29 protein-coding genes are annotated in these 25,836 nt (G+C 68.7%); 20 read left to right on the top strand and 9 right to left on the bottom strand.

Features of this window, described 5'->3' with window-relative positions; translation table 11 throughout:
* Positions 1 to 12: 12 nt before the first annotated feature.
* From ACRARE_RS11060 to ACRARE_RS11075, 4 genes are all read left to right on the top strand, one after another.
* Positions 13 to 810: a hypothetical protein gene (locus tag ACRARE_RS11060; RefSeq protein ID WP_432656494.1), complete on the top strand. Its 798-nt coding sequence runs from the start codon at positions 13 to 15 to the stop codon at positions 808 to 810.
* Positions 811 to 814: 4 nt separating this feature from the next.
* Complete coding sequence (locus tag ACRARE_RS11065; RefSeq protein WP_432656495.1) at positions 815 to 1,522, top strand: N-acetylmuramoyl-L-alanine amidase; 708 nt, start codon at positions 815 to 817, stop codon at positions 1,520 to 1,522.
* 247 nt (positions 1,523 to 1,769) lie between these two features.
* Positions 1,770 to 2,600, top strand: coding sequence for a TIGR00282 family metallophosphoesterase (locus ACRARE_RS11070; protein WP_432656496.1), 831 nt, complete (start codon positions 1,770 to 1,772; stop codon positions 2,598 to 2,600).
* Positions 2,601 to 2,756: 156 nt separating this feature from the next.
* On the top strand, positions 2,757 to 4,541 hold the full coding sequence (locus ACRARE_RS11075) for an SLC13 family permease (protein ID WP_432656497.1): 1,785 nt from the start codon (positions 2,757 to 2,759) through the stop codon (positions 4,539 to 4,541).
* A 259-nt stretch (positions 4,542 to 4,800) separates the two neighbouring features.
* Here ACRARE_RS11075 and ACRARE_RS11080 read toward each other — a convergent pair whose 3' ends face one another.
* Positions 4,801 to 5,517, bottom strand: coding sequence for a M48 family metallopeptidase (locus ACRARE_RS11080; RefSeq protein WP_432656498.1), 717 nt, complete (start codon positions 5,515 to 5,517; stop codon positions 4,801 to 4,803).
* A 161-nt stretch (positions 5,518 to 5,678) separates the two neighbouring features.
* Here ACRARE_RS11080 and ACRARE_RS11085 point away from each other — a divergent pair, with 161 nt between their 5' ends.
* Complete coding sequence (locus ACRARE_RS11085) at positions 5,679 to 5,930, top strand: DUF8831 family protein (RefSeq protein WP_432656499.1); 252 nt, start codon at positions 5,679 to 5,681, stop codon at positions 5,928 to 5,930.
* Positions 5,931 to 6,043: 113 nt separating this feature from the next.
* Here ACRARE_RS11085 and ACRARE_RS11090 read toward each other — a convergent pair whose 3' ends face one another.
* Positions 6,044 to 6,313 (bottom strand): DUF167 domain-containing protein, encoded by a 270-nt coding sequence (locus ACRARE_RS11090; protein ID WP_432656500.1) that lies wholly within the window; start codon positions 6,311 to 6,313, stop codon positions 6,044 to 6,046.
* A 118-nt stretch (positions 6,314 to 6,431) separates the two neighbouring features.
* Between ACRARE_RS11090 and ACRARE_RS11095 the strand changes: the two genes are divergently transcribed.
* The 4 genes from ACRARE_RS11095 (at position 6,432) to ACRARE_RS11110 (ending at position 9,247) form a co-directional block, all read left to right on the top strand.
* Positions 6,432 to 7,553 carry a histone deacetylase-like amidohydrolase gene (locus tag ACRARE_RS11095; RefSeq protein WP_432656501.1) on the top strand — a complete coding sequence of 374 codons (1,122 nt, stop codon included), beginning with the start codon at positions 6,432 to 6,434 and terminating at the stop codon, positions 7,551 to 7,553.
* 37 nt (positions 7,554 to 7,590) lie between these two features.
* Positions 7,591 to 7,896, top strand: coding sequence for an SdpI family protein (locus ACRARE_RS11100; RefSeq protein ID WP_432656502.1), 306 nt, complete (start codon positions 7,591 to 7,593; stop codon positions 7,894 to 7,896).
* A gap of 80 nt (positions 7,897 to 7,976) precedes the next feature.
* Positions 7,977 to 8,555: a nitroreductase family protein gene (locus tag ACRARE_RS11105; protein WP_432656503.1), complete on the top strand. Its 579-nt coding sequence runs from the start codon at positions 7,977 to 7,979 to the stop codon at positions 8,553 to 8,555.
* Positions 8,540 to 9,247, top strand: a complete 708-nt coding sequence (locus ACRARE_RS11110; RefSeq protein WP_432656504.1) for an EI24 domain-containing protein — start codon at positions 8,540 to 8,542, stop codon at positions 9,245 to 9,247. Before ACRARE_RS11105 ends, ACRARE_RS11110 begins: the two co-directional genes overlap by 16 nt.
* A 160-nt stretch (positions 9,248 to 9,407) precedes the next feature.
* On the opposite strand, the gene ACRARE_RS11115 is transcribed toward ACRARE_RS11110, so the two are convergent.
* Complete coding sequence (locus ACRARE_RS11115; protein WP_432656505.1) at positions 9,408 to 9,692, bottom strand: DUF1467 family protein; 285 nt, start codon at positions 9,690 to 9,692, stop codon at positions 9,408 to 9,410.
* A complete protein-coding gene (gene mce / locus ACRARE_RS11120) occupies positions 9,692 to 10,096 on the bottom strand; it encodes a methylmalonyl-CoA epimerase (RefSeq protein ID WP_432656506.1) in 405 nt (134 codons plus the stop codon). Before mce ends, ACRARE_RS11115 begins: the two co-directional genes overlap by 1 nt.
* Positions 10,097 to 10,276: 180 nt before the next feature.
* Here mce and ACRARE_RS11125 point away from each other — a divergent pair, with 180 nt between their 5' ends.
* Positions 10,277 to 10,984 carry a response regulator gene (locus tag ACRARE_RS11125; protein WP_432656507.1) on the top strand — a complete coding sequence of 236 codons (708 nt, stop codon included), beginning with the start codon at positions 10,277 to 10,279 and terminating at the stop codon, positions 10,982 to 10,984.
* Between the two features lie 239 nt (positions 10,985 to 11,223).
* Here the strand turns inward: ACRARE_RS11125 and wrbA are convergent, their stop codons facing one another.
* The 4 genes from wrbA to ACRARE_RS11145 all read right to left on the bottom strand — a co-directional run bounded on the left by wrbA (position 11,224) and on the right by ACRARE_RS11145 (position 14,887).
* Positions 11,224 to 11,841 carry an NAD(P)H:quinone oxidoreductase type IV gene (wrbA, locus tag ACRARE_RS11130; RefSeq protein WP_432656508.1) on the bottom strand — a complete coding sequence of 206 codons (618 nt, stop codon included), beginning with the start codon at positions 11,839 to 11,841 and terminating at the stop codon, positions 11,224 to 11,226.
* A 217-nt stretch (positions 11,842 to 12,058) separates the two neighbouring features.
* Positions 12,059 to 12,610: a 2OG-Fe(II) oxygenase gene (locus tag ACRARE_RS11135; protein WP_432656509.1), complete on the bottom strand. Its 552-nt coding sequence runs from the start codon at positions 12,608 to 12,610 to the stop codon at positions 12,059 to 12,061.
* Between the two features lie 139 nt (positions 12,611 to 12,749).
* On the bottom strand, positions 12,750 to 13,058 hold the full coding sequence (locus tag ACRARE_RS11140; protein WP_432656510.1) for a ScoMcrA-related endonuclease: 309 nt from the start codon (positions 13,056 to 13,058) through the stop codon (positions 12,750 to 12,752).
* A 170-nt stretch (positions 13,059 to 13,228) separates the two neighbouring features.
* Positions 13,229 to 14,887 carry an NAD+ synthase gene (locus tag ACRARE_RS11145; RefSeq protein WP_432656511.1) on the bottom strand — a complete coding sequence of 553 codons (1,659 nt, stop codon included), beginning with the start codon at positions 14,885 to 14,887 and terminating at the stop codon, positions 13,229 to 13,231.
* A 231-nt stretch (positions 14,888 to 15,118) separates the two neighbouring features.
* Between ACRARE_RS11145 and ACRARE_RS11150 the strand changes: the two genes are divergently transcribed.
* The 3 genes from ACRARE_RS11150 (at position 15,119) to ACRARE_RS11160 (ending at position 18,208) form a co-directional block, all read left to right on the top strand.
* Entirely contained in the window at positions 15,119 to 16,615 is a 1,497-nt protein-coding gene (locus ACRARE_RS11150) for an MORN repeat-containing protein (RefSeq protein ID WP_432656512.1), read from the top strand.
* Positions 16,612 to 17,319: a dienelactone hydrolase family protein gene (locus ACRARE_RS11155; protein WP_432656513.1), complete on the top strand. Its 708-nt coding sequence runs from the start codon at positions 16,612 to 16,614 to the stop codon at positions 17,317 to 17,319. Before ACRARE_RS11150 ends, ACRARE_RS11155 begins: the two co-directional genes overlap by 4 nt.
* Before the next feature lie 190 nt (positions 17,320 to 17,509).
* Complete coding sequence (locus ACRARE_RS11160; protein WP_432656514.1) at positions 17,510 to 18,208, top strand: hypothetical protein; 699 nt, start codon at positions 17,510 to 17,512, stop codon at positions 18,206 to 18,208.
* A gap of 102 nt (positions 18,209 to 18,310) precedes the next feature.
* On the opposite strand, the gene ACRARE_RS11165 is transcribed toward ACRARE_RS11160, so the two are convergent.
* Complete coding sequence (locus tag ACRARE_RS11165) at positions 18,311 to 19,051, bottom strand: YebC/PmpR family DNA-binding transcriptional regulator (RefSeq protein ID WP_432656515.1); 741 nt, start codon at positions 19,049 to 19,051, stop codon at positions 18,311 to 18,313.
* A 263-nt stretch (positions 19,052 to 19,314) separates the two neighbouring features.
* Here ACRARE_RS11165 and ACRARE_RS11170 point away from each other — a divergent pair, with 263 nt between their 5' ends.
* The 7 genes from ACRARE_RS11170 to ACRARE_RS11200 all read left to right on the top strand — a co-directional run bounded on the left by ACRARE_RS11170 (position 19,315) and on the right by ACRARE_RS11200 (position 25,787).
* Entirely contained in the window at positions 19,315 to 19,602 is a 288-nt protein-coding gene (locus tag ACRARE_RS11170; protein ID WP_432656516.1) for a hypothetical protein, read from the top strand.
* 135 nt (positions 19,603 to 19,737) lie between these two features.
* Positions 19,738 to 20,364, top strand: coding sequence for a MarC family protein (locus ACRARE_RS11175; protein ID WP_432656517.1), 627 nt, complete (start codon positions 19,738 to 19,740; stop codon positions 20,362 to 20,364).
* 132 nt (positions 20,365 to 20,496) lie between these two features.
* The gene (locus ACRARE_RS11180) at positions 20,497 to 21,189 is read left to right on the top strand and encodes a hypothetical protein (protein WP_432656518.1); all 693 of its coding nucleotides are present in this window, start codon (positions 20,497 to 20,499) and stop codon (positions 21,187 to 21,189) included.
* A gap of 263 nt (positions 21,190 to 21,452) precedes the next feature.
* Complete coding sequence (locus ACRARE_RS11185; RefSeq protein ID WP_432656519.1) at positions 21,453 to 23,225, top strand: SLC13 family permease; 1,773 nt, start codon at positions 21,453 to 21,455, stop codon at positions 23,223 to 23,225.
* Positions 23,226 to 23,383: 158 nt separating this feature from the next.
* Positions 23,384 to 23,641: a DUF6455 family protein gene (locus tag ACRARE_RS11190; protein ID WP_432656520.1), complete on the top strand. Its 258-nt coding sequence runs from the start codon at positions 23,384 to 23,386 to the stop codon at positions 23,639 to 23,641.
* Between the two features lie 63 nt (positions 23,642 to 23,704).
* A complete protein-coding gene (locus ACRARE_RS11195) occupies positions 23,705 to 23,956 on the top strand; it encodes a DUF6455 family protein (RefSeq protein ID WP_432656521.1) in 252 nt (83 codons plus the stop codon).
* Positions 23,957 to 24,236: 280 nt separating this feature from the next.
* Entirely contained in the window at positions 24,237 to 25,787 is a 1,551-nt protein-coding gene (locus ACRARE_RS11200) for a cryptochrome/photolyase family protein (RefSeq protein ID WP_432656522.1), read from the top strand.
* Positions 25,788 to 25,836: the final 49 nt, after the last annotated feature.

The raw sequence follows: 25,836 nt of genomic DNA on the forward strand, positions 1-25,836 counted from the left end.
AGAGAGTTTCGGATGCGCGAGATTACCCTGGCCGTGGCCCTTCTGGCCCTTGCTTCCTGTAGCCCGGCGGTGCCGGACAGCGCGGCGGGCGTGGGCTTCGGCGATTACCAAAGCTACCAGCAAAGCCGCGAGGCAGAGCTGCAATCCGCGACCATCGCGCCGCCGCCCAATGTCTCGTCCGAGGCGTTGCCGGGCACCTCGGGTGGCAGCAGCGCCGCGCCGCTGTCGGCCATCGCGACCCTGCCGCCGGGCGCCGCCACCACCCCTGCGGGCGCGGGCAGCCAGGGCGCCGACAGTGCCGAGGCCATCGCCGCCGACGCCCAGGCGGCGCTGAACGCCGCAGGTGTCAACTCGGGCCAGGTGCCGCTGGAGGCCAGCCCCGCCAACCCCGCCCCCGAGGCGGTCAATCAGCTGGGAATTTCCGAAGAGAACGATTTCGGCGCCGTCGACCAGCAGCGCTCGATCGAGGAAGACGCCGAGTTCATCCAGGAAAACCGCGCCCGCTACGAGCAGGTCCAGCCCGAGGCCCTGCCCGAACGGGCCGACACCGGCCCCAACCTGGCCGCCTATGCCCTGGGCACGACCCATGCGCCGGGCACGCCGCTCTACACCCGGATCGGGCTGAACGCCGAGGCGCGCTATACCCGCAACTGCGCCAAATACCCCTCGCCGGACTTGGCCCAGGCGGACTTCCTGTCCAAGGGCGGGCCGCAGCGCGACCGCCTGGGGCTGGATCCCGATGGCGACGGCTTCGCCTGCACCTGGGATCCGACCCCCTTCCGCAAGGCCGCCCAGGGCGCGACGGAGTGAGGGCATGAGCCTCTGGCAGGAGGGGGCGGAACCCTACGCCTCCCCCAACCGCAACGCCCGCCGCGACGGGCTGACGCCGCATCTTGTGGTGCTGCACCACACCGCGATGGAAACCGCCGAGGCCGCCCTGGCCCGTCTGGCCGATCCCCAGGCCCAGCCCACGCCGGTCTCGGTGCATTACGTCATCGCCGAGGATGGTCGCCTGTGGCAGATGGTGCCCGAGGCCGAGCGGGCCTGGCACGCCGGTCTGGGCCATTGGGCCGGGCAGGACGACATCAATTCCCGCTCGATCGGGATCGAACTGGCCAATCCCGCCCCGAACCCCTTTGCCGAGCCGCAGATGGCCCGGCTGGAACGGCTGCTGCCGCAGATCCTGGCCCGCTGGGCGATCCCGCCGGAAGGGGTGATCGCCCATTCGGACATGGCGCCGACCCGCAAGGCCGATCCGGGGCCGAAGTTCGACTGGCGCCGCCTGGCCCTGCAAGGCCTGTCGATCTGGCCCGACCCGGGCGCTGTGGACAGCGACGCGCCCCTGGCGCAAAGCCTGGCCCGCATCGGCTATCCGCTGGCCGATCCCGCCGCGGCCTTTGCCGCCTTCCGGATGCGGTTCCGTCCCTGGGCGCAGGGCCACGAAGAGGCCGAAGATCGCCGCATCGCCGCCGACCTGGCGCGCCGCTTTCCCGCCCGGCCCGGGCCCGGGGCGCAGGGCTAAGCGGATCGGCCTGCGGCGGGGATATTTTTTGGCAATGAGAAGGGCAAGGGGGCGGCACGTCGACGCCCCGGCGGCCCCCGGCTGCGGTGTAGGTCAACAGGGGCGGAGGCTCTTTCTTCTATTCGATGGCTGAAAATACTCCGGGGGAGTCTCAGCCTGCTGAGACGGGGGCAGCGCCCCCTCTCGCCACAGCCACAACCCGCCGAAACACTTGCCTCCGCCCGCCCGGAGGCATAGGGCATTGCCCATGCGGATGATGTTTCTCGGAGATGTGATGGGGCGCGCCGGGCGCGCGGCCATCGCGGAGTGGCTGCCGAAGCTTCGGCAGGCCTGGCGGTTGGATTTCGTCGTGGTCAATGGCGAGAATGCCAGCCATGGCGCGGGGCTGACCGGTGCCCATGCCAAGGGCCTGCTGGAGGCGGGCGCCGATGTGCTGACCCTGGGCGATCATGCCTTCGACCAGAAGGACATGTTGCAGGCCATCGAGGGCGAGAAACGCATCATCCGGCCCCTGAACTATGCCAAGGAATGCCCCGGCGTCGGCGCCCGGGTCTTTGACGCGCCGGGCGGGCGCAAGGTGCTGGTGGCCCAGGTGCTGGGCCAGGTCTTCATGAAGCGGCCCTTCGAGGACCCCTTCAGCCATGTGGACGCGGTGCTGCGCAAGTTCCCCCTGGGCGGGCTGGTGCAGGCGGCCCTGGTCGATATGCATTGCGAGGCCACCTCGGAGAAGATGGCCATGGGCCATTTCTGCGACGGGCGCGTCTCTATGGTGGTCGGCACCCATACCCATGTGCCCACGGGCGATGCCCAGATCCTGCCCAAGGGCACGGCGTTCCAGTCCGACGCGGGCATGACCGGCGATTACGATTCGGTCATCGGCATGGACAAGGCCGAACCGATGCGCCGTTTCATCACCGGCATGGCCAAGGGCCGTTTCACCCCCGCCGAGGGCCCGGCCACGGTCAGCGGCCTTTACGTCGAGACCGACGACCGCACCGGCCGTGCCATAAGGGTGGAGATGGTCCGCCAGGGCGGCCGTCTGGCCCCCGCGGGCCCCGGCCCGGTGCCCGCCAACTGACCCCGCCGCCGCCCGACCGGCCCGCCGCCGCTGCCTTCGCACAGGGCAGCGTGACCGCAGGCGACGGGGCGTGCGCGCGCAACGCTTGCAAGGCCCGCGGCGCTTCGCCTAGATCGTATTTCAGGCGACAGGCGCCGCGGAAGGAGAGCCACCAGGATGCTGGCCATCGACATTTCCCAGACCGGTGAGGCCCTCTTGGCCCTCGGCGTCGTGGTGGTGATGTTCGTGCTGTTCGTGCGCGAAACCTACCCGGCCGAGGTGGTGGCCATCTCGGGCATCTCCCTGATGCTTCTGCTGGGGCTTCTGCCCTATGACCTGGCCCTGCCGGTGCTGTCCAACCCGGCGCCCTGGACCATCGCGGCGATGTTCATCGTCATGGGGGCGCTGGTGCGCACCGGCGCGCTCGAGGCCTTCACCCAGACTGCCACCGCCCAGGCCAGCCGGCGGCCGATCCTGGCCCTGGCGATCCTCTTTGCCTTCGTCGCCCTGTCCTCGGCCATCGTGTCCAACACGCCGGTGGTGGTGGTGATGATCCCGGTCTTCGTGCAGATGGCCAAGACGCTGAACATCATGCCCTCGAAACTGCTGATCCCGCTCAGCTACACGGCGATCATGGGCGGCACGCTGACCCTGATCGGCACCTCCACCAACCTGCTGGTGGACGGGGTGGCGCGGTCCCAGGGGCTGGAACCCTTTGGCATCTTCGAGATCACCCCCATTGGCCTGGTCGTGGTCGGCTGGGGCTGTTTCTACCTGCTGGTGCTGGGCCGCTTCCTGCTGCCGCGCCGCGATTCCATGGCCTCGATGCTGACCGACCGCTCGAAGATGAAGTTCTTCACCGAGGCGGTCATCCCCCCCGACAGCAACCTGATCGGCCGCGAGGTGACGGGGGTGCAGCTGTTCAAACGCGAGGGCGTACGGCTGATCGACGTGCTGCGCGGCGATGAAAGCCTGCGGCGCAATCTGAAGGGCGTCGAATTGCAGGTTGGCGACCGGATCGTGCTGCGCAGCCATATCTCGGAACTGCTCAGCCTTCAGCGCGACAAGAGCCTGAAACGCGTCGACCAGGTCAGCGCGGTGGAAACCACCACGGTGGAGGTGCTGATCACCCCGGGCTGCAAGATGGTGGGCCGTTCGCTGGGCTCCATGCGCCTGCGCCGCCGCTACGGGGTCTATCCGCTGGCGGTGCACCGGCGGAACCAGAACATGAGCCGCCAGTTGCAGATGGACGAACTGGTGGTCCGCGTGGGCGACACGCTGCTGCTGGAAGGCGCGCCCGAGGACATCAAGCGGCTGGCCCGCGAAATGGACATGGTCGACGTGGCCACCCCCAGCGAACGCGCCTACCGCCGCAGCCAGGCGCCGATCGCCATCCTGGCGATCCTCAGCATCGTCGGCCTGGCGGGTCTGGGCGTGGCGCCCATCCTGATGCTGTCGGTGATGGCGGTGGCGCTGGTGCTGGTGACCCGCTGCATCGACGCCGACGAGGCCTTCGGCTTTGTCGACGGGCGGCTTCTGGCGCTGATCTTCTCGATGCTGGCCATCGGGGCGGCGCTGGAACATACCGGCGCGGTCGAGCTGATCGTGCGCTACGCGGCGCCGGTGCTGTCGCATCTGCCGCCGGTGATGGTGGTCTGGGCGGTCTACCTGCTGACCTCGGTGCTGACCGAACTGGTCTCGAACAATGCCGTGGCGGTGGTGATGACGCCGATTGCGGTCGGTCTGGCCCAGGCCATGGGGATTGATGCCCGCGCCCTGGTTATCGCGGTGATGATCGCCGCCTCGGCCAGTTTCGCCACCCCGATCGGCTATCAGACCAACATGCTGGTCTATGGCCCCGGCGGCTACAAGTTCACCGATTTCATGAAGGTCGGCATCCCCTTGAACCTGTCGATGGGGGTGATCGTCAGCCTGGTGATCCCGCTCCTCTGGCCGCTCTGATCCGCCCGCCCGGGCGCGCCTGCCCGCCCCGTTGACCGCGCGTTACCAGCCGGGGCGCCGCCGGGGCTTCAGGGCAAAAGTCCCGCGCTCTTCCCCGTCCCCCATCTTTCTCATTGCCAAAAATATCCCGGGGGGAATTGAGCCCGGCACGGGCTCAAGGGGGGCAGAGCCCCCCTTGTCCTATCCATTTGTCGCCATCCGGCGACGGCGGGGGCAGAGCCCCCACAACCAAGCCCCGCCGCCTCAGCGCGCGGTCCCCTCAGCGCGCGGCCAGCGCGCGACGCACCGTGGCCATGCGTTCGGCATTGGGCGGATGCGAGCCCAGGAAATCGTCGCCCGGATCCGGCAGCCGGTCGAAATACAGCGCTCCGCGCAACGGGTCGAACCCGGCGGCCCGGGCGATCTGGGCGCCCAGGTAATCCGCCTCCAGCTCGAACTGCCGCGAGTAGGAGCGTGCCCCATAGGCCGCCCCCAGCTCCGAGGCCCGGCGCACCGCGCGCCGCGACGCGCCAGAGCGCATGGCCGCCTCGGCATAGACCTGTGCCCCCTGGGCGGCATAGTCGCGCTGCCGGGTCAGATGGTCGAGGATGTGGTGGCTGGCCTCATGGCTCATCACGAAGGCCAGTTCGTCGGGGTTCCGCATGTCGGCAATCAGCGCCAGGGTGAAGATCAGCACCGGCTGGCCGTCCGCATCCAGGGTCTGGAAGGCATTGGCGGGCATCCGGCGGCGGCTGTCGATGGCGATGCGGAAGGCGCAGCGGTCGTCGTCGCGCCGGGCCCGGCAGATGCCCTCGGCCACCGGTTCCACCGTGGCCACCACCTCGGCGAACTGCCGCGCCGCGCGATCCGCGTCCAGCCGCGAGGGGATGTCCTGGCCGGGCGTCCCGGCCCCTTCGGGCCCGGGCATGGGCGGCAGCGCGCAGGCGGCCAGGCCGATAAGCAGCAGGGCGGAAAGCAGGGAACGCAGGGCTATCATGGCTGGATCTGTCCGGGGCTGGCCGCCCGGGGCGCGCCCGCACGGCAAAGAGATGCGAAACCCATCATATAGACGAAACGCCGGCCGTTTACAGCATCGTGAATCCGCCTGTGCGACATTGCGGCGTTTCCCGCCGGGCGGGGGCGGGCTAGAGTGATCCCATGTTTACGATCGAACACGATTTCGACTGCACCATCGTCACCCTGGTGGATGACGGCCCGGCCCCCTTGCAGGAGGACGTGACCGTCAACGCTTTCGCCGAATGCATCACGGTCGAGCAATACGATGCCCGTACCGATGAGGTGGTCCGCATCACCCTGTCGATGGCGCAGCTGCGTGACCTGGGCGCGGCGCTGAACCTGCCCGAAGGCTGCTACACCCTGACGCCGCAACCCAGCTCGGCGGCTAGCTGACGGGCCGCAGAGGCGCAGGCCCCGAGACGGGTATCGAGACGGGCATGGTGACGGGCGCAGGGATCAGCCAGGGGCGTGACCTGCGCAGGCAGGTCGCCGCCGTGCGTGCCTTCTTAGCTTTCTTCGATGCGAAACACCTTGTCGCGCGCCGTCTGGCCGCGGACCAGCAGCAGCCGCGACTTGGCCAGCCCCAGCGATTTCGCCAGCAGTTTGCGCACCGCCTCATTGGCCTTGCCGTCCTCGGGCAGGGCGGTGACATAGACCCGCAGCGGCCCGTCGCCCTCGGCGACGATCCGGTCGCGCGCCGCCTTGGGGGTGACGCGGGTGGCGATCTCGGCCCCGGGCCGGGCCAGGTGACTGAGGTCGGGCGGTTTGGCGGCCATCTCTGCTGTCCTTCTTTCCGCGCGCGCCGCGCAAGGGCGCCCCTGCCGGCGCAGGTCTTGCGCCCGGGCGCCGCAGGGCACAGTCTGCGCCGACAGAGGAACATCACGAGGCGCCAAGATGTCAACAGCACCCGACCCCCGCACCGGCTTCTACTGGGATGAGCGCTGCTTCTGGCACTCGGGCGGCAACTATGCCCTGACCCTGCCCGTGGGCGGCTACGTGCAGCCCCTGGCGGCGGGCGGTCTGCCCGAAAGCCCCGAGACCAAGCGGCGGCTGAAGAACCTCATGGAGGTTTCGGGCCTCTGGGCGGAACTGGCCACCACCTCGGCCCCGCCCGCCACGCGCGAGGATCTCATGCGGGTCCATCCCGCCAGCTACCTCGATGCCTTCAAGGCGATGTCGGACGCGGGCGGCGGCGAGCTGGGCCTGCGCACCCCCTTCGGCCAGGGCGGCTACGAGATCGCGGCCCTGTCGGCCGGACTGGCTGTGCAGGCGCTGGATGACGTGCTGGCGGGGCGGGTGCGCAATGCCTATGCCCTGTCGCGCCCGCCGGGGCACCACTGTCTGCCCGACTTTCCCAACGGTTTCTGCCTGCTGGCCAATATCGCCGTGGCCGTCGAGGCCGCCAAGGCGCGCGGCCTGGCCCCCCGCGTCGCGGTGCTGGACTGGGACGTGCACCACGGCAATGGCACCGAACATATCTTCTACGACCGCGACGACGTGCTGACCGTCTCGATCCACCAGGAGGCCAATTATCCCCTGGATACCGGCGCGGTCACCGACCGCGGGCGCGGCGCGGGCGAAGGATACAACCTGAACATCCCGCTGCCGCCCGGCGCGGGCCATGTCACCTATCTGGAGGTGATGGAGCGGATCGTCCTGCCCGCGCTCACCGCCTACCGCCCCGATGCGATCATCGTCGCCTGCGGCTTCGACGCGGGCATCTTCGACCCGATCGCGCGCATGTCCTGCACCGCCGAGACCTTCGGCGAGATGACCCGCCAGGTGATGCAGGCCGCCGACACCCTTTGCGACGGGCGCCTTCTGATGGTGCATGAGGGCGGCTATTCCGAGGCCTATGTGCCCTTCTGCGGCCACCGGGTGATGGAGGTGCTCTCGGGCAGCGACATCCATGTGCCCGACCCCATGGCCCAGGCGGTGGCAACGCGGCAGCCGAACGCGGGGTTCAACGCCTATCTGTCGGGGGTGATCACCCAGATCGCCGAGGCCCTGTCATGACCCGCGCAGGCCCGGGCGCAGGCCCGGAGGGGCGGCGATGAAATACCTGATGCTGGTCCCGCTGCTGCTGCTGGCGGCGATCGGCGCGCTGATGGCCGCCGGTCTGGTGCCGCCCAATGGCTATGTCGGCTATCGCAGCGTGCGCAGCCTGTCCGACCCGGCGCTGTGGTATGCGATCAATGCCCGCGCGGGGTTCGCCCTAGGCCTCGCCAGCCTGCTGGCGGCTGCGGGGGTCTGGGCGATTTACCGCCGCGCCCTGGACCCCTCGGTGCAGGCGCTGCTGTCGGTGGCGGCGCTGATCGCCGTGGCGATCGTCACGGTGATCGCGGGACGCACCGGCTAGAGGGGCAGGCGCCCCCGCTTTGCGGTTGAAACCCCGGCGCCGAGGGCCGACATATCGAGCCAGCCCAACCGGAGAGAGACATGCCCGAAAGAAACCAGGCGGCGCTGGACTTCCTGCTGACCCGCCGTTCGCGCCCGGCCAAGACCCTGGCGGCCCCCGGGCCCGACCGGGACGCGCTGGAGGTGATCCTGACCGCCGCCGCCCGCAGCCCCGACCATGGCAAGCTGGAACCCTGGCGCTTTGTCGTTCTGGAAGGTGCGGCCTTTGCCCGGCTGGCGGATCTGGTGCGCGCGCGCGGCGCGGCGCTGGAGAAAACCGAGGCCGAGATCGCCAAAAGCGTGAAGCAGTTCGACGATGCGGTGGTCTGCGTCGCCGTGGTCTCGGCCCCGAAACCCTCGGACAAGGTGCCACAGATCGAACAGCTTTATTCCGCTGGCGCCGTCTGCCTGGCGGCGCTGAACGCAGGCCTCGCCTCGGGCTGGGGCGCCAGCTGGCTGACCGGCTGGCATTGCTTCGACCGGGGCTTTGTCGAAGAGGGGCTGGGCCTGACGCCCGAGGAAAGCATCGCCGGGCTGATCTTCTACGGCACCGAACAGGTCACCCCGCCCGAACGTCCCCGCCCCGAGCTGAAGGAGATCACCACATGGATCTCGGCCTGATTCTTTCCGGCTTCACCCGCGCGCTTGGCCAGACCGGCGATCCGCGCTTTCGCCGGGTGCTGTTCATCGGCGTCGGGCTGACCCTGGTCCTGCTGGCCGGCGCCGCCTGGATCACCTGGTTCGGCATCGGCTGGGCCATCGGCGATGACGCCAGCCTGCCCTGGATCGGCACCGTGCCCTGGCTGAACGATCTGGCGGCGGCGGGCGGTCTCTTGGCGATGATGATCGCCTCGGTCTTCCTGATGGTGCCCGTGGCCTCGGCCATCACCTCGATGTACCTCGACCAGGTGGCCGAGGCGGTCGAGGATCGCCATTACCCGCAGTTCCCCCCGGTCGAGGGCACCGGCTTCTTCGAGGATCTGCGCGATACGCTGGGCTTTTTGGGGGTGATCATCGTCGCCAACCTGGTGGCGCTGGTCTTCTACCTGGTCCTGGCGCCGCTGGCGCCCTTCATCTTCTGGGGGCTGAACGGCTACCTGCTGGGGCGGGAATATTTCACCCTGGCCGCCATGCGCCGCCTGGGCCGCGCAGGCGCCGAAGAGCTGCGCCGCCGCAACATGGGCACGATCTGGCTGGGGGGGATCCTGATGGCGATCCCGCTGACCGTGCCGATCCTGAACCTGGTGGTGCCGATCCTGGGGGCGGCCACCTTCACCCATATCTTCCACGGGCTGGCCGCCAAGCGCGGCTAGTCTTATCCGACAGCCCAGAATACTCCTGCCGGAGGCAAGGCGTGCCCGCAGGGCGCGCCTTTTTCATCTGTCGCGCGCCGGTTGGCCCGTGCCGGGTCATGCCTTCGGCGAGAGTATTTCCAGCTGTCGGATGAACAGGGGCGGGCGCCCGGCGGGGCGGTCAGCCCGCCGTGGCGGGCGTGGACATGCGGTTGAACCAGTCCAGATCCTCGATGGTGATCCAGCCCGACAGGATGATGCCCGCGATGATCACGAAGAGCACGGTCGAGATCCCGGTGGTGATCCACAGCTTGGGCTTCAGGTGGTGGATCTCCAGCGAGCCCGACTGGGTGCCGCGCAGCACCCGGCCCATGTCCTGCTGGGTCTTCAGCTTCAGTGGTGCCAGGATCAGCAGGGTCATCCACCAGATCACCGCGTAAAGCACGATGGCAGAGGTGATGCCCATCAGACCTGCTCCAGCTCGATCAGGGTGCCGTTGAAATCCTTCGGATGCAGGAACAGCACCGGCTTGCCATGGGCGCCGATCTTCGGCTCGCCACCGCCCAGGACGCGGGCGCCCTTCTCCAGCAGCTGGTCGCGGGCCGCCAGGATGTCGTCCACCTCGTAGCAGATATGGTGGATGCCGCCCGCCGGGTTCTTGTCGAGGAACCCCTGGATGGGCGAGCCCTCGCCCAGCGGGTACAGCAGTTCGATCTTGGTATTGGGCAGGGTGATGAAGACCACCGTCACCCCGTGATCGGGTTCGTCCTGGGGCGCGCCCACATCGGCGCCCAGGGTCGAGCGGTATTGCTCGGCCGCGGCCTCCAGATCGGGGACGGCAATGGCGACATGGTTCAGGCGGCCGATCATGGCTGGGGTCTCCTCTTCCTCACCTGGCCCCTTATCGCCCGGTCCGGGGGGCGCGCGCAAGCCGGGGCGCAGGCCATGGGGTCGCAGGGGGCGCTTAACCCTGCGTTCACCTTCGCCCGCCTAGCCTGATCGGGTGATGTGCCGGTCCGGCCCTCGGACCCGTCAGGAAGGAAGGCGCCCATGGATCCGCTAGAACCCTTTGCCGCCCCGACCGCCGCGCGCCCGATGCTGGGGCTGACCGTGCTGGTGGTCGAGGACAGCCTGTATGCCTCCGAGGCGCTGCGCCTGCTATGCCTGCGCTCGGGCGCGCGGATCCGGCGGGCCGATTGCCTGCGCTCGGCGCGCCGTCACTTGCAGGTCTACCGGCCCTCGGTGGCGGTGGTGGACCTCGGGCTTCCCGACGGATCGGGGGCCGAGCTGATCGGCGAGCTGACCCGGGGCGGGGTGCGCCTGGGGGTGGTGGCGGCCATGTCCGGCGATCCGGGCGCCGAGGCCGTGGCGCGCGAGGCCGGGGCGCAGATCTTCTTTGCCAAGCCGCTGACCAGCCTGATCCAGTTCCAGCGCGAGATCCTGGCGCGTTTGCCCCCGGAATACCGCCGGTCCGGCCCCCGCCTGATGCCGGGCGAGCCGGTTGAACCCGATCCGGTGGCCTACAAGGACGACATGGCCCATGCGGCCGAGCTGCTGGAGGAAGGCGCCGATGCCGAGACGCTGGCCTATCTGGCGCAGTTCCTGCGCGGCGTTGCGCACTGTGCGGGCGATGCTGAGCTGGAGGCGGCGGCGCGCCATCTGGCCGCGCGCCTGGAGGAGGGGCAGCCGCTGCGCGCCGATCTGGCCGCGCTGGCGGGCCTGTTGCAGGACCGGGTGGGGCAGCGTCTGGCGATCTGACCGCTAGCCGCGGTCGGGCGCGCAGGGGCGGTTCAGGTGAGCTGAGGGAAGAGGACGGGAGAGCCGGGGAGGCTCTCCCTGCCGGTGTGACCGGGAGGGTGGGCCGCCCTTCGGGGAGAGAGGGCGACCCCGGTGACACCGGAGGTCCTGGCGAGGGGCCGCGCGGGGGCGTACGGCGTCGCGAGGGCCGGGGCAGGGGCGGCGGCGCGACGGAGCGGGCCGCGCCGCGCGCGCTGCGATCAGGCGGCCACGGCGGGGGCGGTGGCACCGGTCAGCTTGGCGGTCACCTCGACCAGGCGGCTGGCCTGGTGGGCGACGGCCGCCTTGCCCTTGTCGTCAAAGGCACCGGCCTTGCCGGAATAGCCGTAGGGGTTGCCGCCGGCCTCGGCGATCACCTCGGAGGTGAAGCCCGGGGCCACGACGATGGCGCCCCAGTGCATGACGGTCGGGTAGAACCCGAGGATGGTGTTCTCCATCCCGCCGTGGGTGTTGCCGGTCGAGGTCGAGGCGGTCACGGTCTTGTTGGCCAGCTTGCCCTGGGCCCAGACGCCGCCCAGCGTGTCGATGAAGGCGCGGATCTGCGAGGGCGCGCCGCCGAAGCGGGTCGGGAAGGAGAAGAAGTAGCCATCGGCCCAGGCCATGTCCTCGGGGGTGGCGACGGGGATGTCCTTGGTGGCTTCCAGGTGGGCCTTCCAGGGCTCCTGGGTGTCGATTACCGATTGCGGGGCGGTTTCGGCCACGCGCAGCAGGCGGACCTCGGCGCCCGCTTCGCGGGCCGCGCGGGCGGCTTCTTCGGCGACGGCATAGTTGGTGCCGTAGGTGGAATAGTAGATGACGGCGATCTTGGGTGCGCTCATGTCGATGCTCCTGAAACTGGGGGCTTGATGTCTCGTTTGAGCGCCAGATAGGCCCGAAGCGGCGCGGACAGAATTGCCGCAAGTGCAAAGCCGCTGTGCGCAAGCGCACGGTGCCGTGTGGGATCTTGCCTGAAAAAGCATCGTCGAACGCAGTTTCCCGCCTGCCGGAGGGCCGGCAGGGCGGGTGCATCCTGGATCCTTTGGGAATGTCAGAGGGTTAGCGGAAGGGTGCGCCGTGGGCCCAGACGGTCAGCGAGAACCGCTCGCCCGCGGTCACGGGCAGCACCCGGTGCAGCGCGAAAGAGGGGAACAGCACGGCGGTGCCCGGCGCCAGCTCTGCGGTGGCGCAGTTCGAATTCATCCAGACCTCAAGGGTGCCGCCCTCATAGGCGCCGGGATCGGACAGCTGGGTGACCAGCGTCAGCTTGCGCCGCGACGCCAGCCGCCCCTCTCCGATGTCGGAATGCCAGGTGAAATGCCCCTCGCGCTCGGCCCCGTAGCGGGCGATCTGCGGCGATTCGGAGAAATCGGTCAGGTCGAAGTCGAAGACCTCGCGATTGGCGCGGGCCACCAGGTCGATCAGCCGGTCCATGACCCAGCCGGTCTCGGGCAGGTCGTCGAGCCAGACCAGATCGGCGCGGCGCAGGTTGTGTTCGGTGGTGGCGCGCACCAGGCCCGCATCGGCGGCGGGGGCGGCGCGGGCAATCTCGGTCAGCTGGGCGCATTCGGCCACAGAGAAGGCATCGGGAATGGTGTGAAAGGCGATCATGGGCGCAATGCAGTCGAAAGGTGCGCCTCTATGCCCGCTGGGCGCCCCTGCCGCTGCGCCGTTTCCGACCTGTCAGATGTCGCTTTTGGCCCTGCGCGGGGGATCGCCTGCGGGAAAGCTCCGGCCCGGGCATCGGGGCCTAGCGTTCGCGGCCAGGGGCCGAGGGGGCGGCGCCGGGGCCTGCCGGGGCACGGCTGCGTTGCGGGCGGAAGCCACAGCGCACCAGGGCGCGTTCGACCCGTTCCACCTTGGCCGGGGTGCTTTCCATCCGCGCGATCCCTGCGCAGAGCTGGGCGGCCAGATAGCCGATCGCCTTGGCCGGATAGCGGCGGTTCTGTTGCTGGATATAGCGGGTGGCGGTGCGGCGCCGTCCGGTCACCTCATGCAGCCAGTCGTCGCCGTAGTGGTCGACCAGGGCCATCGCATCCAGCACGTCCTGACGGGTCATGCGATCGAGGCCGCGCAGGAAACGGGGCTGTGCGCCGGGCAATTCATTCATGATCGAAGAATAGCCCGAGCAGGGGCCGGGGGGTACATGAATTTCATGCATTTCCGTCATGACGGAAGAGAGTGAACAGCCCGTGAAGCCCCCCCCGGGACCGCGCCCCGGGGCCGGGCCTAGCTGGGGTCGCGCCAGCGGTTGACGATGGGATAGCGCCGGTCCAGCCAGAAGGCCCGGTTGGTCAGCCGCGCACCGGGCGCGGCCTGGAACCGCTTGTATTCCGACAGGTAGATCAGCCGCTCGACCTTTTTCACATCCTCGCGGTCATAGCCGGCGGCGACGCAATCGGCGACCGACCGCTCGTCGTCCACCAGCAGGGTCAGGATGCCGTCCAGCACGGGGTAGTCGGGCAGCGAATCGCTGTCCTTCTGGTCCTCGCGCAGCTCGGCCGAGGGCGGCTTGGTGATGATCCGCTCGGGGATCACCTCGCCCGCATTGCCCTGCATCCAGTCGCGGTGGTTGGCATTGCGCCAGCGGCAGGTTTCGAAGACCCGGGTCTTGTAGAGATCCTTGATCGGATTGTAGCCGCCCGACATGTCGCCGTAGATCGTGGCATAGCCCACGGCCACCTCGGACTTGTTGCCGGTGGTCAACAGCATCGAGCCGAACTTGTTCGACAGCGCCATCAGCAGCAGACCGCGCAGGCGGGACTGGATGTTTTCCTCGGTCAGGTCGGGCTGGGTGCCTTCGAAAAGCGGCGCCAGGGCCTCGGTCACCGCGGCGCGGGGGCCAGAGATCGGCACATAGTCATAGCGGCAGCCAAGGGCGTTGGCGCAGGCCTCGGCGTCCTCAAGGCTGTGCTGCGAGGTATATTCCGAGGGCAGCATCACGCAGCGCACGTTGTCGGGGCCCAGGGCATCGGCGGCGATGGTGGCGACCAGGGCCGAATCGATGCCCCCCGACATGCCCAGCAGAACCTTCTTGAACCCGGTCTTGCGGCAGTAGTCGCGCAGGCTTTCGACCATGACGCGGTAATCCTGCTCCCACTCGTCGGGCATATGGGCCTTCTCGCCCTCGACGATGCGCCAGCCCTCGGGGCCGCGCTCCAGCTCGACCATCTGCTGGGCCTCGTCGAAGACCGGCATCTGGAAGGCCAGCCCGCCATGGGGGTTCAAGCCGAAGCTGCCGCCGTCGAAGACCTGATCGTCCTGGCCGCCCACAAGGTTGAGGTAGATCAGCGGCAGGCCCGTCTCGACCACGCGGCCCACCATGTGGTTATAGCGGGTGTCCATCTTGTGCCGCGCATAGGGCGAGCCATTGGGCACGATGAGGAACTCGGCGCCGGTTTCCTCCAGCGTTTCCGAAACCTCGGGGTGCCAGGCATCCTCGCAGATGGGAAAGCCGACGCGTGCATTGCCCACGGCCAGCGGGCCGCCCAGGGGGCCGCTGTCGTAAAGGCGCACCTCGTCGAAGACGGTGTCATTGGGCAGGTTGTGTTTCAGCGCGCTGGAGACGACGCGGCCGCCCTTCAGCATGTGATAGGCGTTGAACAGCTCGGCCCCTTCCACATGGGGGCCGCCGATCATCAGCGGCGGGCCCTCGGCGCAGCGCTCGGCCAGGGTGGCGATGGCGGCGATGGCGTCCAGGTAGAAGGCCGGCTTCATGATCAGATCCTGGGTCTGATAGCCGGTGATGAACATCTCGGGCAGGCAGACCAGGTCGGCGCCCGCGTCGCGGCCCTGTTGCCAGGCGGCGAAGGCCAGCTCGGCATTGCCGGAAAGATCGCCCACGGTGGCGTTGCGCTGTGCCAGCCAGATGCGGAACCTGTCTGCCATGTAACCTCCTTGCGGCCGGGAACCGGCGCCTGTGTGGTTCAGAATATGCGTCCTGTGGCGCGCTGGGGCGCGCGGGTCGGGGCCTGCTTAGCGGCCAGACCCGCCGAGGGGAAGGCGATTTGGTGAAAGGCGTTGCCCCCCTTTTCCCGGTCGCATAGGTTTTCGCCAGACCAGCAAGGCCGCCGCGCGCGCGGATCGGGCCCAGCGAAACGGCGGGTTCAGGGAGAAACCATGACGCAGGTTCTGAAAAGCTTTCTGGTGGCCGGGTCGGTCGGCCTGGCACTTATGGCGGGCACGGTCGCGGCGCAGGACGGCGCGGTGCAGACCAAGCAATACGAGGATGGCGGGGTCTACGAGGGCAGTTTCAAGGACGGCCTTCAGGATGGCTATGGCACCTATCGGCTGCCCAATGGCTACGAATATTCCGGCGACTGGGTGGCGGGCGAGATCCGCGGCAAGGGCCGCGCGGCCTTCCCCAATGGCTCGGTCTACGAGGGCGAGTTCGCCAAGGGCAAGCCCGAGGGATTCGGCAAGATCACCTTCTCGGACGGGGGCACCTACGAGGGCGAGTGGGTGGACGGCAAGATCACCGGCCAGGGCATCGCCAATTACGCCAATGGCGTGCGCTACGAGGGCGGGTTCCGCAATGCGATGCATGACGGGCGCGGCCGGATGGAGAACCCCGACGGCTATGTCTACGAGGGCGACTGGGTGAACGGGGTGAAAGAGGGGATCGGCCAGATCACCTATCCCGACGGCACCACCTATGAGGGCGAGATCGCGGGCGGCCAGCGCCAGGGCAAGGGCACGCTGATCATGGCCGATGGCCTGACCTATGAGGGCGACTGGGAGGCCGGGCAGATCCAGGGCACCGGCAAGCTGACTCAGCCCAATGGCGACATCTACGAAGGCACCCTGGTGGCAGGCAAGCGCGAGGGCGAGGGCCGCGTCACCTATGCCAGCGGCGATGTCTACGAAGGCGGTTTCGTCGCCGATCAGCGCGAGGGGCAGGGCAGCTTCACCGGCGCCGATGGCTATCGCTACGAGGGCCAGTGGGCGGCAGGCAAGATCGCGGGCGAGGGGCGGGTGACCTATCCCGACGGCTCGGTCTACGAGGGCCAGTTCGCCGATGACCTGGCCGATGGCCGCGGCAAGATCACCTATCCCGATGGCGCCACCTACGAGGGCGACTGGGTCGGCGGCGTGATCGAGGGCGAGGGCGTGGCCACCTTCCCCTCGGGGCTGACCTACGAGGGCGGCTTCAAGGGGGCGCAGAACCACGGCTATGGCGTGATGCGCGATGCCGACGGCTATGTCTACGAAGGCAATTGGGCCGAGGGCCAGCGCGACGGCGAGGGCCGCGCCACCTATCCCGACGGCATGGTCTACGAGGGCGGCTTCAAGGCCGGTCTGCGCCATGGCGAGGGCAAGATCACCATGCCCGATGGTTTCAGCTATGAAGGCGACTGGGCCGAGGGAGAGATGACCGGCGAGGGCGTGGCCACCTACAAGAACGGCGATATCTACACCGGATCCTTCGTCGAGGGCCGCCGCCAGGGCGAGGGCACGCTGACCTATGCCACCGGCGAGGTCCTGTCGGGGCAATGGGTGAACGGCGTGCTGGACGAGGGCAGCGCCAGCGAGGCGGGCGCCGCAGATGAGGGCGCCACCGAGGGCACCGCGGAAGAGGGCGCTGCCGAGGATGGCGCGCCCGAGGCCAGCGAGTGAGCCGCCCGGGGCGCGCCTTCGCCTATCGCGGCGGGGCGGCGGACAGCCTGGGGTATCTGGTCCTGCCCGAGGGGGCGGGGCCCTGGCCGGGCGTGCTGGTCGCCCCGGCCTTCGGCGGGCTATCGGATTTCGAACGCGACACCGCAGACCGGCTGGCCGGTATGGGCTATGCGGCCCTGTGCGTGGATTACTACGGTGGCGGCGCCCGGGCGGCGGATCGCGACGAGGCCTCGGGCTGGATGGGCGCGCTGATGGCCGACCGGCCCGAGTTCGCCCGGCGGATGCAGGGCGCGCTGGCGGCCCTGGGCGCCCTGCCGCAGGTCGATGCGGCCCGGCTGGGGGCCATGGGCTTCTGCCTGGGTGGCAAGGGGGTGCTGGACCTGGCGCGTTCGGGGGCGGCCTTCCGTGCGGGCGTGTCGCTGCACGGGATCTTCGACGCGCCCCTCGAAGGATCGCAGCCGATGCAGGCGGCGCTGCTGGTGCTGCATGGCTGGGACGATCCCCTGGCCCCGCCCGAGGCGGTCACCGCCCTGGCGGCCGAGCTGACGGCCCATTGCCCCGACTGGCAGATCCAGGCCTTCGGCCATACCGGCCATGCCTTCACCAATCCGGCGGCCCAGGCCCCGGGCATGGGCTATTCCGCCCCTGCCGCTGCACGCTCCTGGGCGGCGCTGGACCGCTTCTTCGCCGAACATCTGCACTAGGACGCCGGGCGCCGCGCGCGCCCGCCGGGCGCGACGCCCCGCCTCCCGTCCCGTGGAAGGGACCGGGCGCGCGCCCATGCCCCGGGCCAGGCTGACGTGCGCGTCAATTGACAGGGGCCGTCCGGTCGCCTTTCTTGTCCGCGCAAGCGCGCCCGCCCGGGCCGCACCAGCCGCCACCAAGGAAGACCCGATGCCAAGATCCATCCTGACCGCCGCCGCCCTGTTCCTTCTGACCGCCCTGCACCCGGTCACGGCCCGGGCCACCGAGGTCTACGTGGAGAACACATGCAGCGAGACGGTGCAGGTCGCGGTCAGCTATACCGACAGCCGCGGCAAGGAGCGCACCGAGGGCTATTTCCGTCTGCCCGCCGGGGCCGAGCGCAAACTGCTGCGCACCGAGGCCGGGCGCTTTGCCTTCTACGCCTATGACCCGGGCCGCAGCTGGCGCGGCGCCTACCGGATGCCCTCGGTCGGTGACGACTATGGGCTGGACGGCACCCTGGTCACCTTCGACCCGACGCTGAAACGCTATTCCCATGCCCTGAGCTGCGCCGAAAGCCAGGGCGACGCCGCCCTGCGCCAGATCCGCATGGCCACCACCTGCGACCACGATGTCTTCATCGCCGTGCGCTATCAGGACCTGGCCGGGCAGATGCAGACCCAAAGCTGGTATCGCCTGACCCGGGGCGAGGTGTCCTATCTGCCCAAGACCCGGGCCGATCACTTCTTCTACTACGGCCGCAGCGAGACCTTCCTGGAGCAGGGCGAAGAGACCTGGTTCAGCTATGTCGGCGCCCATCCCTTCGCGCTGGAGGGCAAGGAAGAGGGCTTCATCCGCAAGGATTTCAACACCGATGCGCATCTGCTGCTGCTGAGCTGCGGCGGCTAGGCGCCGGGGTGGGGCTGCGCGCCCCGCCAAAGGAAACGCCCCGAAGCCGGACGGCTCGGGGCGTTTGTCATTCGGATCTGCCGCTGCGGGCGCGGCGTGCGATCAAAGCTGCTCCATCACCTCGTCGGAGGCCTCGAAGTTCGCGGTGACGCGTTGCACGTCGTCGTCGTCTTCCAGGGCGTCGATCAGCTTCATCAGCTTCTGCATCGCCTCCAGGTCCATCTCGGTGGTGGTGGTGGGCTTCCAGATCAGCTTGGTCGACTCACTTTCGCCAAGCTGCTCTTCCAGGGCTGAAGAGACGGCGGCCAGATCGGTGTCGGCGCAATAGATCACATGGCCGTCTTCCGAGCTTTCCACATCCTCGGCGCCCGCCTCGATCGCCGCCATCATGACGGTGTCGGCATCGCCCACGGAGGCGGGGTAGACCACCTCGCCCTTGCGGTCGAACATGAAGCCGACCGAGCCGGTCTCGCCCAGGTTGCCGCCGTTCTTCGAGAAGGTCGAGCGCACGGTCGAGGCGGTCCGGTTGCGGTTGTCGGTCATCGCCTCGACGATGATCGCCACACCGTTGGGGCCGTAGCCCTCATAGCGGATCTCTTCGTAGTCGTCGCCTTCGCCCGCCTGCGATTTCTTGATCGCGCGGTCGATCACGTCCTTGGGGACGGATTGCGACTTGGCTTCCTTCACCGCCAGGCGCAGGCGGGGGTTCTTTTCGGGGTCCGGGTCGCCCATCTTGGCGGCCACGGTGATCTCTTTCGAGAGTTTCGAGAAAAGCTTCGAACGGGCGGCGTCCTGCCGCCCCTTGCGATGCTGGATATTCGCCCATTTAGAGTGGCCGGCCATCGGTGCCTCCGGTCTCGGTCTGAATTCGGTCGCGTCTCTATAATCGACAGCGGGGGCGGGCCGCAAGGTGGCTGCGCATCGGTGCGGATCCTCAGACGGTTGTGCCTGGCGCGCAGGCTGCGCCCCTGGCGGGCACCCGCGGCCAGATCGCCGCCACAGGCCCGGCCAGGGCCTTTTGTAACAAGGGTTGTCATTTGAGCTGCCCGCGCGGTTCGGGGCCAATGGGGGCTATTTTATACGTCAGTCTCAACAGGGGGCGTTTCATGCCCGTCTCTCTCTGCCCGCGCTATCACGATCCCAAGCAGGGCGCCTGGGTCACCCACGCCTGGGCGCAGATGGGCGCGTTCGAGACCACCTACCTGGGCCCGACCGGCCGCGACTGTTACTCCCTCTACGCCGAGACCGACCCGATCTCGCACAGCATCACCAGCGACATTTCCAAGACCGTCATCCAGGGCAACGCCCAGACGGTCAAGGTGGCGGGCCAGACCTATGGCCTGCGCGAGATGCGCGCTGAAGGGGGGATGCAGAAACTGGCCTGTAGCCTGTGAGACACGGGGCGGCAAAGGATCGCCTGGCGGGCCTTGTTCCCGGTGACCCGCGCCCCAGATATGGGGCAGGGGCCCGGTCCGGCAGGACGGGCCCCTTGATCTGTTCCGTCCCCTGTCCCCCGAGGTGCCCCGCCCATGACCGCCGATCTGTTCGAGCAATTTGTCACGCTCTGGGTCGTGATCGACCCGATCGGCACGATCCCCGTCTTCGTTGCGGTGACCGCCGGGCTGGGCCCGAAGGCGCGGCGCAAGGCGGCGGTGCAGGCCAGCCTGGGCGCCGCCGGTGTCCTGCTGTTCTTCCTGGTGCTGGGCCAGTTCCTGACCGAGGCCCTGGGCATCTCGCTGCCGGCCTTCCAGATCGCCGGCGGGCTGATCCTGTTCCTCTTCGCGCTGACCATGATCTTTGGCCAGGGCGACCGCTCGGACCGGATGGCCGACGGGCACAACCCGGCGATCTTTCCGCTGGCGGTGCCCTCGCTGGCCTCGCCCGGCGCCATGCTGGCCATCGTGCTGCTGACCGACAACAACCGGTTCTCGGTGCCGGAACAGGCGGTGACGGCGGCGGTGATGCTGGCGGTGCTGGCGGTGGCCTTCGTGCTGATGCTGTCGGCCGGGCCGATCCTGCGGGTGATCCGTCCGGGCGGCGCGGCGATCGTCAGCCGGGTCATGGGCATGGTGCTGGCCGCCGTGGCCACCGACAACGTGATCGAGGCGATCTTCCAGTTGGTGGCCGAAGGCCCGGGCACGGGTGGCGCCCTCTGATCCCCGGGACAGTGGACGCAGACCCCGCTATTTCCAATGATGACACTGTTAGAACCGGTCCCGCAGGGCACCGGGCAGGCGCCTTTGCCTGGCCCTTGCCTGCGCGGGGCGGGACAAAGGAGGTTTGAGACCATGACGATTTTCCGCCCCCGGCGCCTGGCCGCCCTGCTGGTGCTGGGCCTGGCCCTTGGCCTGCCCCCGACCGCCGCCCAGGCCGCCAACACATTGGTCTTCCAGAACGATTGCTCGGAACAGGTCTGGGTGCATTTCATTTACTACGACCGGGCCGGCGCCCGGGTGACCATGCCCGCGCAATCCTTTCAGCCCGGCGCGCGGCAGTCGGTCTTCGTCACCGACAGCAGCACTTATTACTACTACGCCTATGACGATGGCCGCCATTGGAGCGGCGATACCTACCTGCGCAACATCAATGACGATCCTTTGCCTTACCGCGAAAGGGTGATCGACGAAGAGATCGAGACCCTGCGCCTGACCTGCGAAGACAGCTATGGCGATACCAATCTGATGGAATTCCGCGCCCTCAACCGCTGCCAGCAGCCGATCTGGGTCGCCCTGCGTTACAAGTCGCTGGACGACGAGTGGAAGACCTTTGCCTGGCGCAAGGTAGAGCCGGGCCAGATGGGGTTCTTCCCCAAGACGCGCAACGGGGTGATCTACGTCCACGCCAAGACTGCCCGGGATGCGACCGGCTATCGCGTGACCTGGGAGGGCACCGACAAATACTACACGGTCGAGGGCGAAGAGCTGGGGTTCATCCGGAATGATGACGTGCGCGGGCGCCCCTTTACCGGCTTCAACTGTTAGGCCTCTCTTGCGGGGCCCCTGTCGCGGCGCGCCCGTCTCGGGGCGCGCCGCCGGATCCCGTCGCTCGCCCCCGGCAAGATTGTCGCGGCACGCACAGCTTCATCCAGACGGTCCCGATCAACCAGATCTTCACCGAATACCGGCTGGACAGAAACCGCATCCTGAACCTGGCCTGCGACTGAGCGGGCGGGCTGTCGCCGGGGCGGTGGCGAAGGGCCGCGCAATTCGCGTGACCTTGGCCGCGCGGGCGCTATTGTCGGCCCATGACTACCGATCAGATCATCCTCTTCACCCTGTTCTTCGCCGTCTTCGCCCTGCTGCTGTGGGGGCGGTTCCGCTATGATGTCGTGGCCTTCACGGCGCTGATGGTGGGGGCCGCGACCGGGGTCGTGCCCTACGAGGACGTCTTCAGCGGGTTCGGCCACGAGGCGACGCTGATCGTGGCGCTGGTGCTGGTGGTCTCGGCCGGGCTGGTGCGCTCGGGCGCGGTGCATCTGATCACCCGGACGCTGGTGGACAGTTCGCGCAACCTGGGCGCCCATATCGCCCTGATGGGGGGGATCGGCGGGGTGCTGTCGGCCTTCATGAACAATGTCGCGGCCCTGGCCCTGCTGATGCCGGTGGATATCCAGACCGCGCGCAAGGCGGGGCGGGGGCCGGGCCTGTCGCTGATGCCGCTGAGTTTCGCCACGATCCTGGGCGGCATGGCCACGCTGATTGGCACGCCGCCCAATATCATCATCGCCGCCATCCGCGCCGACAGCCTGGGCGAAAGCTTTGCCATGTTCGACTTCGCCCCGGTGGGCGGGCTGACGGCGCTGGCGGGCTTGGCCTTCGTGGCGCTGATCGGCTGGCGCCTGATCCCGCAGCCCGACGACGGGCCGATGACCGAGAAGGAGCTGGCGCAATACGTGGCCGAGCTGACGGTGCCGGCAGACAGCAAGTGGATCGGCCGCCGGGTGTCGGAAACCTATGACGACGCGGAAAAGGCCGACGTGGCAGTGCTTGGCGTGATCCGGGACGGCAAGCGCCTTTATGGCCGCTCGCGCAGCGTGTTGCTCGAGGCGGGGGATGCGCTGGTCCTGGAAGGGCTGCCCGAGGCGCTGGACGAATTCCGCACCGCGCTGAACCTGGCCCTGGCGGACGGCCAGCGCGAAGAGCTGCTGAAGGCCAGTGGCGAGGGGCTGGACGTGCTCGAGGTGGTGGTGCCGCGCGATGCGGCCATCGCGGGCAAAACGGCCATGGCCGTGGGCCTGTCCTGGCGGCACCGGGCGGTGCTGATGGGGATCTCGCGCCAGGGGCGGCAGATCACCCGGCAGGTGCGGCGCACCCAGATCCAGCCCGGTGACCAGCTGCTGCTGCTGGTGCCCAAGGATACCGGCAGCCAGGTGGCCGATGCCATCGGCGCCCTGACCCTGGCCGACCGTGGCCTGGCGGTGACCGAGAACACCAAGACCTGGGCCGCCATTGCCCTGTTCGGCGGCGCCGTGGCCGCCGCCAGTGTCGGCCTGCTGCACCTGCCCATTGCCCTGGGCTTTGTCGTCATCGCCTATCTGCTGATGCGCGTGGTGCCCCTGCAAGAGCTGTACGACCATATCGAATGGCCCGTCGTGGTCCTGCTGGGCTCGATGATCCCGCTGGGGGCGGCGCTGGAAACCTCGGGCGGGACCGAGCTGATCGCGAACGGATTGGTCACCCTGACCCAGGGCTGGCCCGCCTGGGCGGTGCTGACCGCGCTGATGGTGGTGACGATGACCCTGTCGGACGTGCTGAACAACACTGCCACGGCGATTGTCGCCGCCCCTATCGGGATCTCGATGGCGCAAAGCTTTGGCGTCTCGCCCGATCCCTTCCTGATGGCGGTGGCCGTGGCGGCCTCTTCCGCCTTCCTGACCCCCATCGGGCACAAGAACAACACGCTGATCCTGGGCCCCGGCGGCTATCGCTTTGGCGACTACTGGCGCATGGGCCTGCCGCTGGAGATCCTGGTGGTGGCCGTGTCGATCCCGCTGATCCTGGTGTTCTGGCCGCTCTGACCCCGGCCCGCGCCCGGGGGCCCCGGGGCCGCGCGCATCGGCGTCACTTGATTGGCATTGTCAACTTGATCGAGATCAAGGAGCGCCCGCGCGGGTGAGTCTAAAACCTGTTCGAGCCCGGGGCACACCGGGACGGACAAGGACCGGAGCGCGGCGCAATGAAACCCATGGGATCCCTGACGGAGCATTACTGGCTGGTCCAGAGAATGGCCAAGGCCCTGGGCTGCGACACCGCGCAGGCGATGGAAGAGGGGCGTCTGGACCCGCAGGAGTGGGCCGAGATGGTCACCCGCTGCCGGGGCTGCCAGGTGACCTGCGCCTGCCGTGACTGGCTGGCGCGCGCCGAACTGGACGAGGCCCCCCGGGCCGATGCCATCGGCGGCTGCGAAAACGCGCTGGTCTTTGCCGAACTCTAGGACGGACGAACGGGAACAGGATTGGACAGGGCCAAGACGGCCAGGATCCTTAGGAGACGCGAAATGGGTTTTTTCAGCAAGCTTGACAAGCACGCCGACCTGATGGGCGGCATGGCCGACCGCGTCGGCCTGGATCTGGGCGCGCAGATGGTCGACGAATCCGTCGCCAACGGCTACCGCGCCGCAGTCATCCGCTGTGCCACCTGCCGCGAGGCGGGTGCCTGCGCCCAGTGGCAGGCCGAGCACGCCAGCGCCGAGCGCACCCCGGCCTACTGCCGCAACGCCGGCTGGTTCGAGGCGCTGTCGACGAAGTGAGTTTTCCCGGGCGCGCGCCTTGCGCTGTGCCCGGTTCCAGATCCCGGTTGCATGGTTCTTTGGGGAAGGAGCCATCAGGGATCGCCGCAGCGGCTCCGGTCCGCTGCCCTGGCCGCAGGAGGGCGCGGCCTTGGCAGGGTCATGGCGACCGGGCAAGCGTGGCGCAGGCGCCGGTGCGAGAGCCTCCTCTCGCGCCGGCGTTTTCTTTGCGCCCCGACCGGTCGTGCCGCCAGTTCCGGGTTTGGCTGAACCACCCGCCCGGCCCGCGCGTAGTCCCTGCATGACCGACGACACCTCCCCCCGCCTGATCCTGGTGCTGGGCGACCAGCTGTCCCCCGACCTTTCGGCCCTGCGCGGCGCCGATCCGGCCCGCGACCGCGTGGTCATGGCCGAGGTGGCGGCGGAAACCGGCTATGTGCCCCATCATCCGAAGAAAATTGCCCTGGTGCTGGCGGCGATGCGCCATTTCGCCGAAGAGCTGCGCGGGCAGGGCTGGCAGGTGGCCTATACAAGGCTGGACGAGCCCGAAAACGCGGGCAGCATCGGCGGCGAACTGCTGCGCCGGGCCGAAGAGACGGGCCTTTCCCGTGTCGTTGCCACAGAGCCCGGCGAATGGCGCCTGACCCAGGCGCTGCGCGATCTGCCGCTGGATCTGGAGCTGCGCGAGGATGACCGGTTTCTCGCCAGCCACGCCCGCTTCGACGCCTGGGCCGAGGGGCGCAAGGCGCTGCGGATGGAATACTTCTATCGCGAGATGCGGCGCGACACGGGGTACCTGATGGAGGGCGACCAGCCCGCGGGCGGCCAGTGGAACTTTGACGCCCAGAATCGCCAGCCGCCGCCCCGGGGCGGGGCGGATCTGTTCCGCGCGGGCCCGATGTCCTTCACCCCCGACGCGGTGACCGAAGAGGTGCTGACCCTGGTCGAAGAGCGTTTCAGTGCCAATTTCGGTGACCTGCACCCCTTCGACCTGCCCGTCACCCGCGCTCAGGCGCGCCGCGCGCTGAGCCATTTCGTCCGCAGCCGCCTGGCCGAGTTCGGCCCCTATCAGGATGCCATGCTGCGGGACGATCCCTATCTGAACCACGCCCTGATTTCGCCCGCGCTGAACATCGGCCTCTTGGACCCGCGCGAGGTCTGCGACGCGGTGCAGGCAGCCTATGAAGCGGGCGAGGTGCCGCTGGCCTCGGCCGAGGGGTTCATCCGCCAGGTGATCGGCTGGCGCGAATATGTGCGCGGGATCTACTTTCGCGAAGGCCCCGACTATCCCCGCCGCAATGCGCTGAACCACCAGCGGGGGCTGCCGCCGCTTTACTGGGGCGCCAAGACGCGGATGGCCTGCCTGGCGGCGGCGGTGGATCAGACGAAACGGCTGGGCTATGCCCATCACATCCAGCGGCTGATGGTCACCGGCAACTTTGCCCTGCTGGCGGGGGTGAATCCGGCCGAGGTGCACGATTGGTATCTGGCGGTCTATGTCGATGCCTTTGAATGGGTCGAGGCGCCCAATACCGTCGGCATGAGCCAGTTTGCCGATGGCGGCGTGATCGCCTCGAAGCCCTATGTGGCCTCGGCCAACTACATCGCGAAGATGTCGGATTACTGCACCGGCTGCGCCTATTCCGCGACGGTAAAACAGGGCAAGGGGGCCTGTCCGTTCAATCTGCTCTACTGGCACTTCCTGGCCCGCCACCGCGCCCGGTTCGAGGGTAACCCCCGCATGGGCCGGATCTATGGCAGCTGGGACCGGATGGAGGGCGAGAAGCGCGAGGCGATCCTCCGCGAGGCCGAGGATTTCCTGGCGCGGCTCTCGGCGGGGGAGGAGGTCTGACGGAGATGCCCCCGTCGCCGAAGGGCGACAGGTAAAAGGGCAGGGGGGG

This window comes from Pseudooceanicola aquaeponti, assembly GCF_050897975.1.
Classification (GTDB): Bacteria; Pseudomonadota; Alphaproteobacteria; order Rhodobacterales; family Rhodobacteraceae; genus Pseudooceanicola.

Bases quoted from the DNA above. Each gene is read 5' to 3' on its own strand.
- ACRARE_RS11195 (WP_432656521.1), top strand. From the start codon at position 23,705: ATGGGTTTTTTCAGCAAGCTTGACAAGCACGCCGACCTGATGGGCGGC.
- ACRARE_RS11125 (WP_432656507.1), top strand. From the start codon at position 10,277: ATGGATCCGCTAGAACCCTTTGCCGCCCCGACCGCCGCGCGCCCGATG.
- mce (WP_432656506.1), bottom strand. From the start codon at position 10,096: ATGATCGGCCGCCTGAACCATGTCGCCATTGCCGTCCCCGATCTGGAG.
- ACRARE_RS11150 (WP_432656512.1), top strand. From the start codon at position 15,119: ATGACGCAGGTTCTGAAAAGCTTTCTGGTGGCCGGGTCGGTCGGCCTG.
- ACRARE_RS11085 (WP_432656499.1), top strand. From the start codon at position 5,679: ATGTTTACGATCGAACACGATTTCGACTGCACCATCGTCACCCTGGTG.
- ACRARE_RS11190 (WP_432656520.1), top strand. From the start codon at position 23,384: ATGAAACCCATGGGATCCCTGACGGAGCATTACTGGCTGGTCCAGAGA.
- ACRARE_RS11175 (WP_432656517.1), top strand. From the start codon at position 19,738: ATGACCGCCGATCTGTTCGAGCAATTTGTCACGCTCTGGGTCGTGATC.
- ACRARE_RS11060 (WP_432656494.1), top strand. From the start codon at position 13: ATGCGCGAGATTACCCTGGCCGTGGCCCTTCTGGCCCTTGCTTCCTGT.
- ACRARE_RS11200 (WP_432656522.1), top strand. From the start codon at position 24,237: ATGACCGACGACACCTCCCCCCGCCTGATCCTGGTGCTGGGCGACCAG.
- ACRARE_RS11115 (WP_432656505.1), bottom strand. From the start codon at position 9,692: ATGGGCATCACCTCTGCCATCGTGCTTTACGCGGTGATCTGGTGGATG.
- ACRARE_RS11165 (WP_432656515.1), bottom strand. From the start codon at position 19,051: ATGGCCGGCCACTCTAAATGGGCGAATATCCAGCATCGCAAGGGGCGG.
- ACRARE_RS11090 (WP_432656500.1), bottom strand. From the start codon at position 6,313: ATGGCCGCCAAACCGCCCGACCTCAGTCACCTGGCCCGGCCCGGGGCC.
- ACRARE_RS11135 (WP_432656509.1), bottom strand. From the start codon at position 12,610: ATGATCGCCTTTCACACCATTCCCGATGCCTTCTCTGTGGCCGAATGC.
- ACRARE_RS11185 (WP_432656519.1), top strand. From the start codon at position 21,453: ATGACTACCGATCAGATCATCCTCTTCACCCTGTTCTTCGCCGTCTTC.
- ACRARE_RS11100 (WP_432656502.1), top strand. From the start codon at position 7,591: ATGAAATACCTGATGCTGGTCCCGCTGCTGCTGCTGGCGGCGATCGGC.
- ACRARE_RS11145 (WP_432656511.1), bottom strand. From the start codon at position 14,887: ATGGCAGACAGGTTCCGCATCTGGCTGGCACAGCGCAACGCCACCGTG.
- ACRARE_RS11105 (WP_432656503.1), top strand. From the start codon at position 7,977: ATGCCCGAAAGAAACCAGGCGGCGCTGGACTTCCTGCTGACCCGCCGT.
- ACRARE_RS11180 (WP_432656518.1), top strand. From the start codon at position 20,497: ATGACGATTTTCCGCCCCCGGCGCCTGGCCGCCCTGCTGGTGCTGGGC.
- wrbA (WP_432656508.1), bottom strand. From the start codon at position 11,841: ATGAGCGCACCCAAGATCGCCGTCATCTACTATTCCACCTACGGCACC.
- ACRARE_RS11170 (WP_432656516.1), top strand. From the start codon at position 19,315: ATGCCCGTCTCTCTCTGCCCGCGCTATCACGATCCCAAGCAGGGCGCC.
- ACRARE_RS11075 (WP_432656497.1), top strand. From the start codon at position 2,757: ATGCTGGCCATCGACATTTCCCAGACCGGTGAGGCCCTCTTGGCCCTC.
- ACRARE_RS11070 (WP_432656496.1), top strand. From the start codon at position 1,770: ATGCGGATGATGTTTCTCGGAGATGTGATGGGGCGCGCCGGGCGCGCG.
- ACRARE_RS11095 (WP_432656501.1), top strand. From the start codon at position 6,432: ATGTCAACAGCACCCGACCCCCGCACCGGCTTCTACTGGGATGAGCGC.
- ACRARE_RS11140 (WP_432656510.1), bottom strand. From the start codon at position 13,058: ATGACCCGTCAGGACGTGCTGGATGCGATGGCCCTGGTCGACCACTAC.
- ACRARE_RS11080 (WP_432656498.1), bottom strand. From the start codon at position 5,517: ATGATAGCCCTGCGTTCCCTGCTTTCCGCCCTGCTGCTTATCGGCCTG.
- ACRARE_RS11065 (WP_432656495.1), top strand. From the start codon at position 815: ATGAGCCTCTGGCAGGAGGGGGCGGAACCCTACGCCTCCCCCAACCGC.
- ACRARE_RS11160 (WP_432656514.1), top strand. From the start codon at position 17,510: ATGCCAAGATCCATCCTGACCGCCGCCGCCCTGTTCCTTCTGACCGCC.
- ACRARE_RS11110 (WP_432656504.1), top strand. From the start codon at position 8,540: ATGGATCTCGGCCTGATTCTTTCCGGCTTCACCCGCGCGCTTGGCCAG.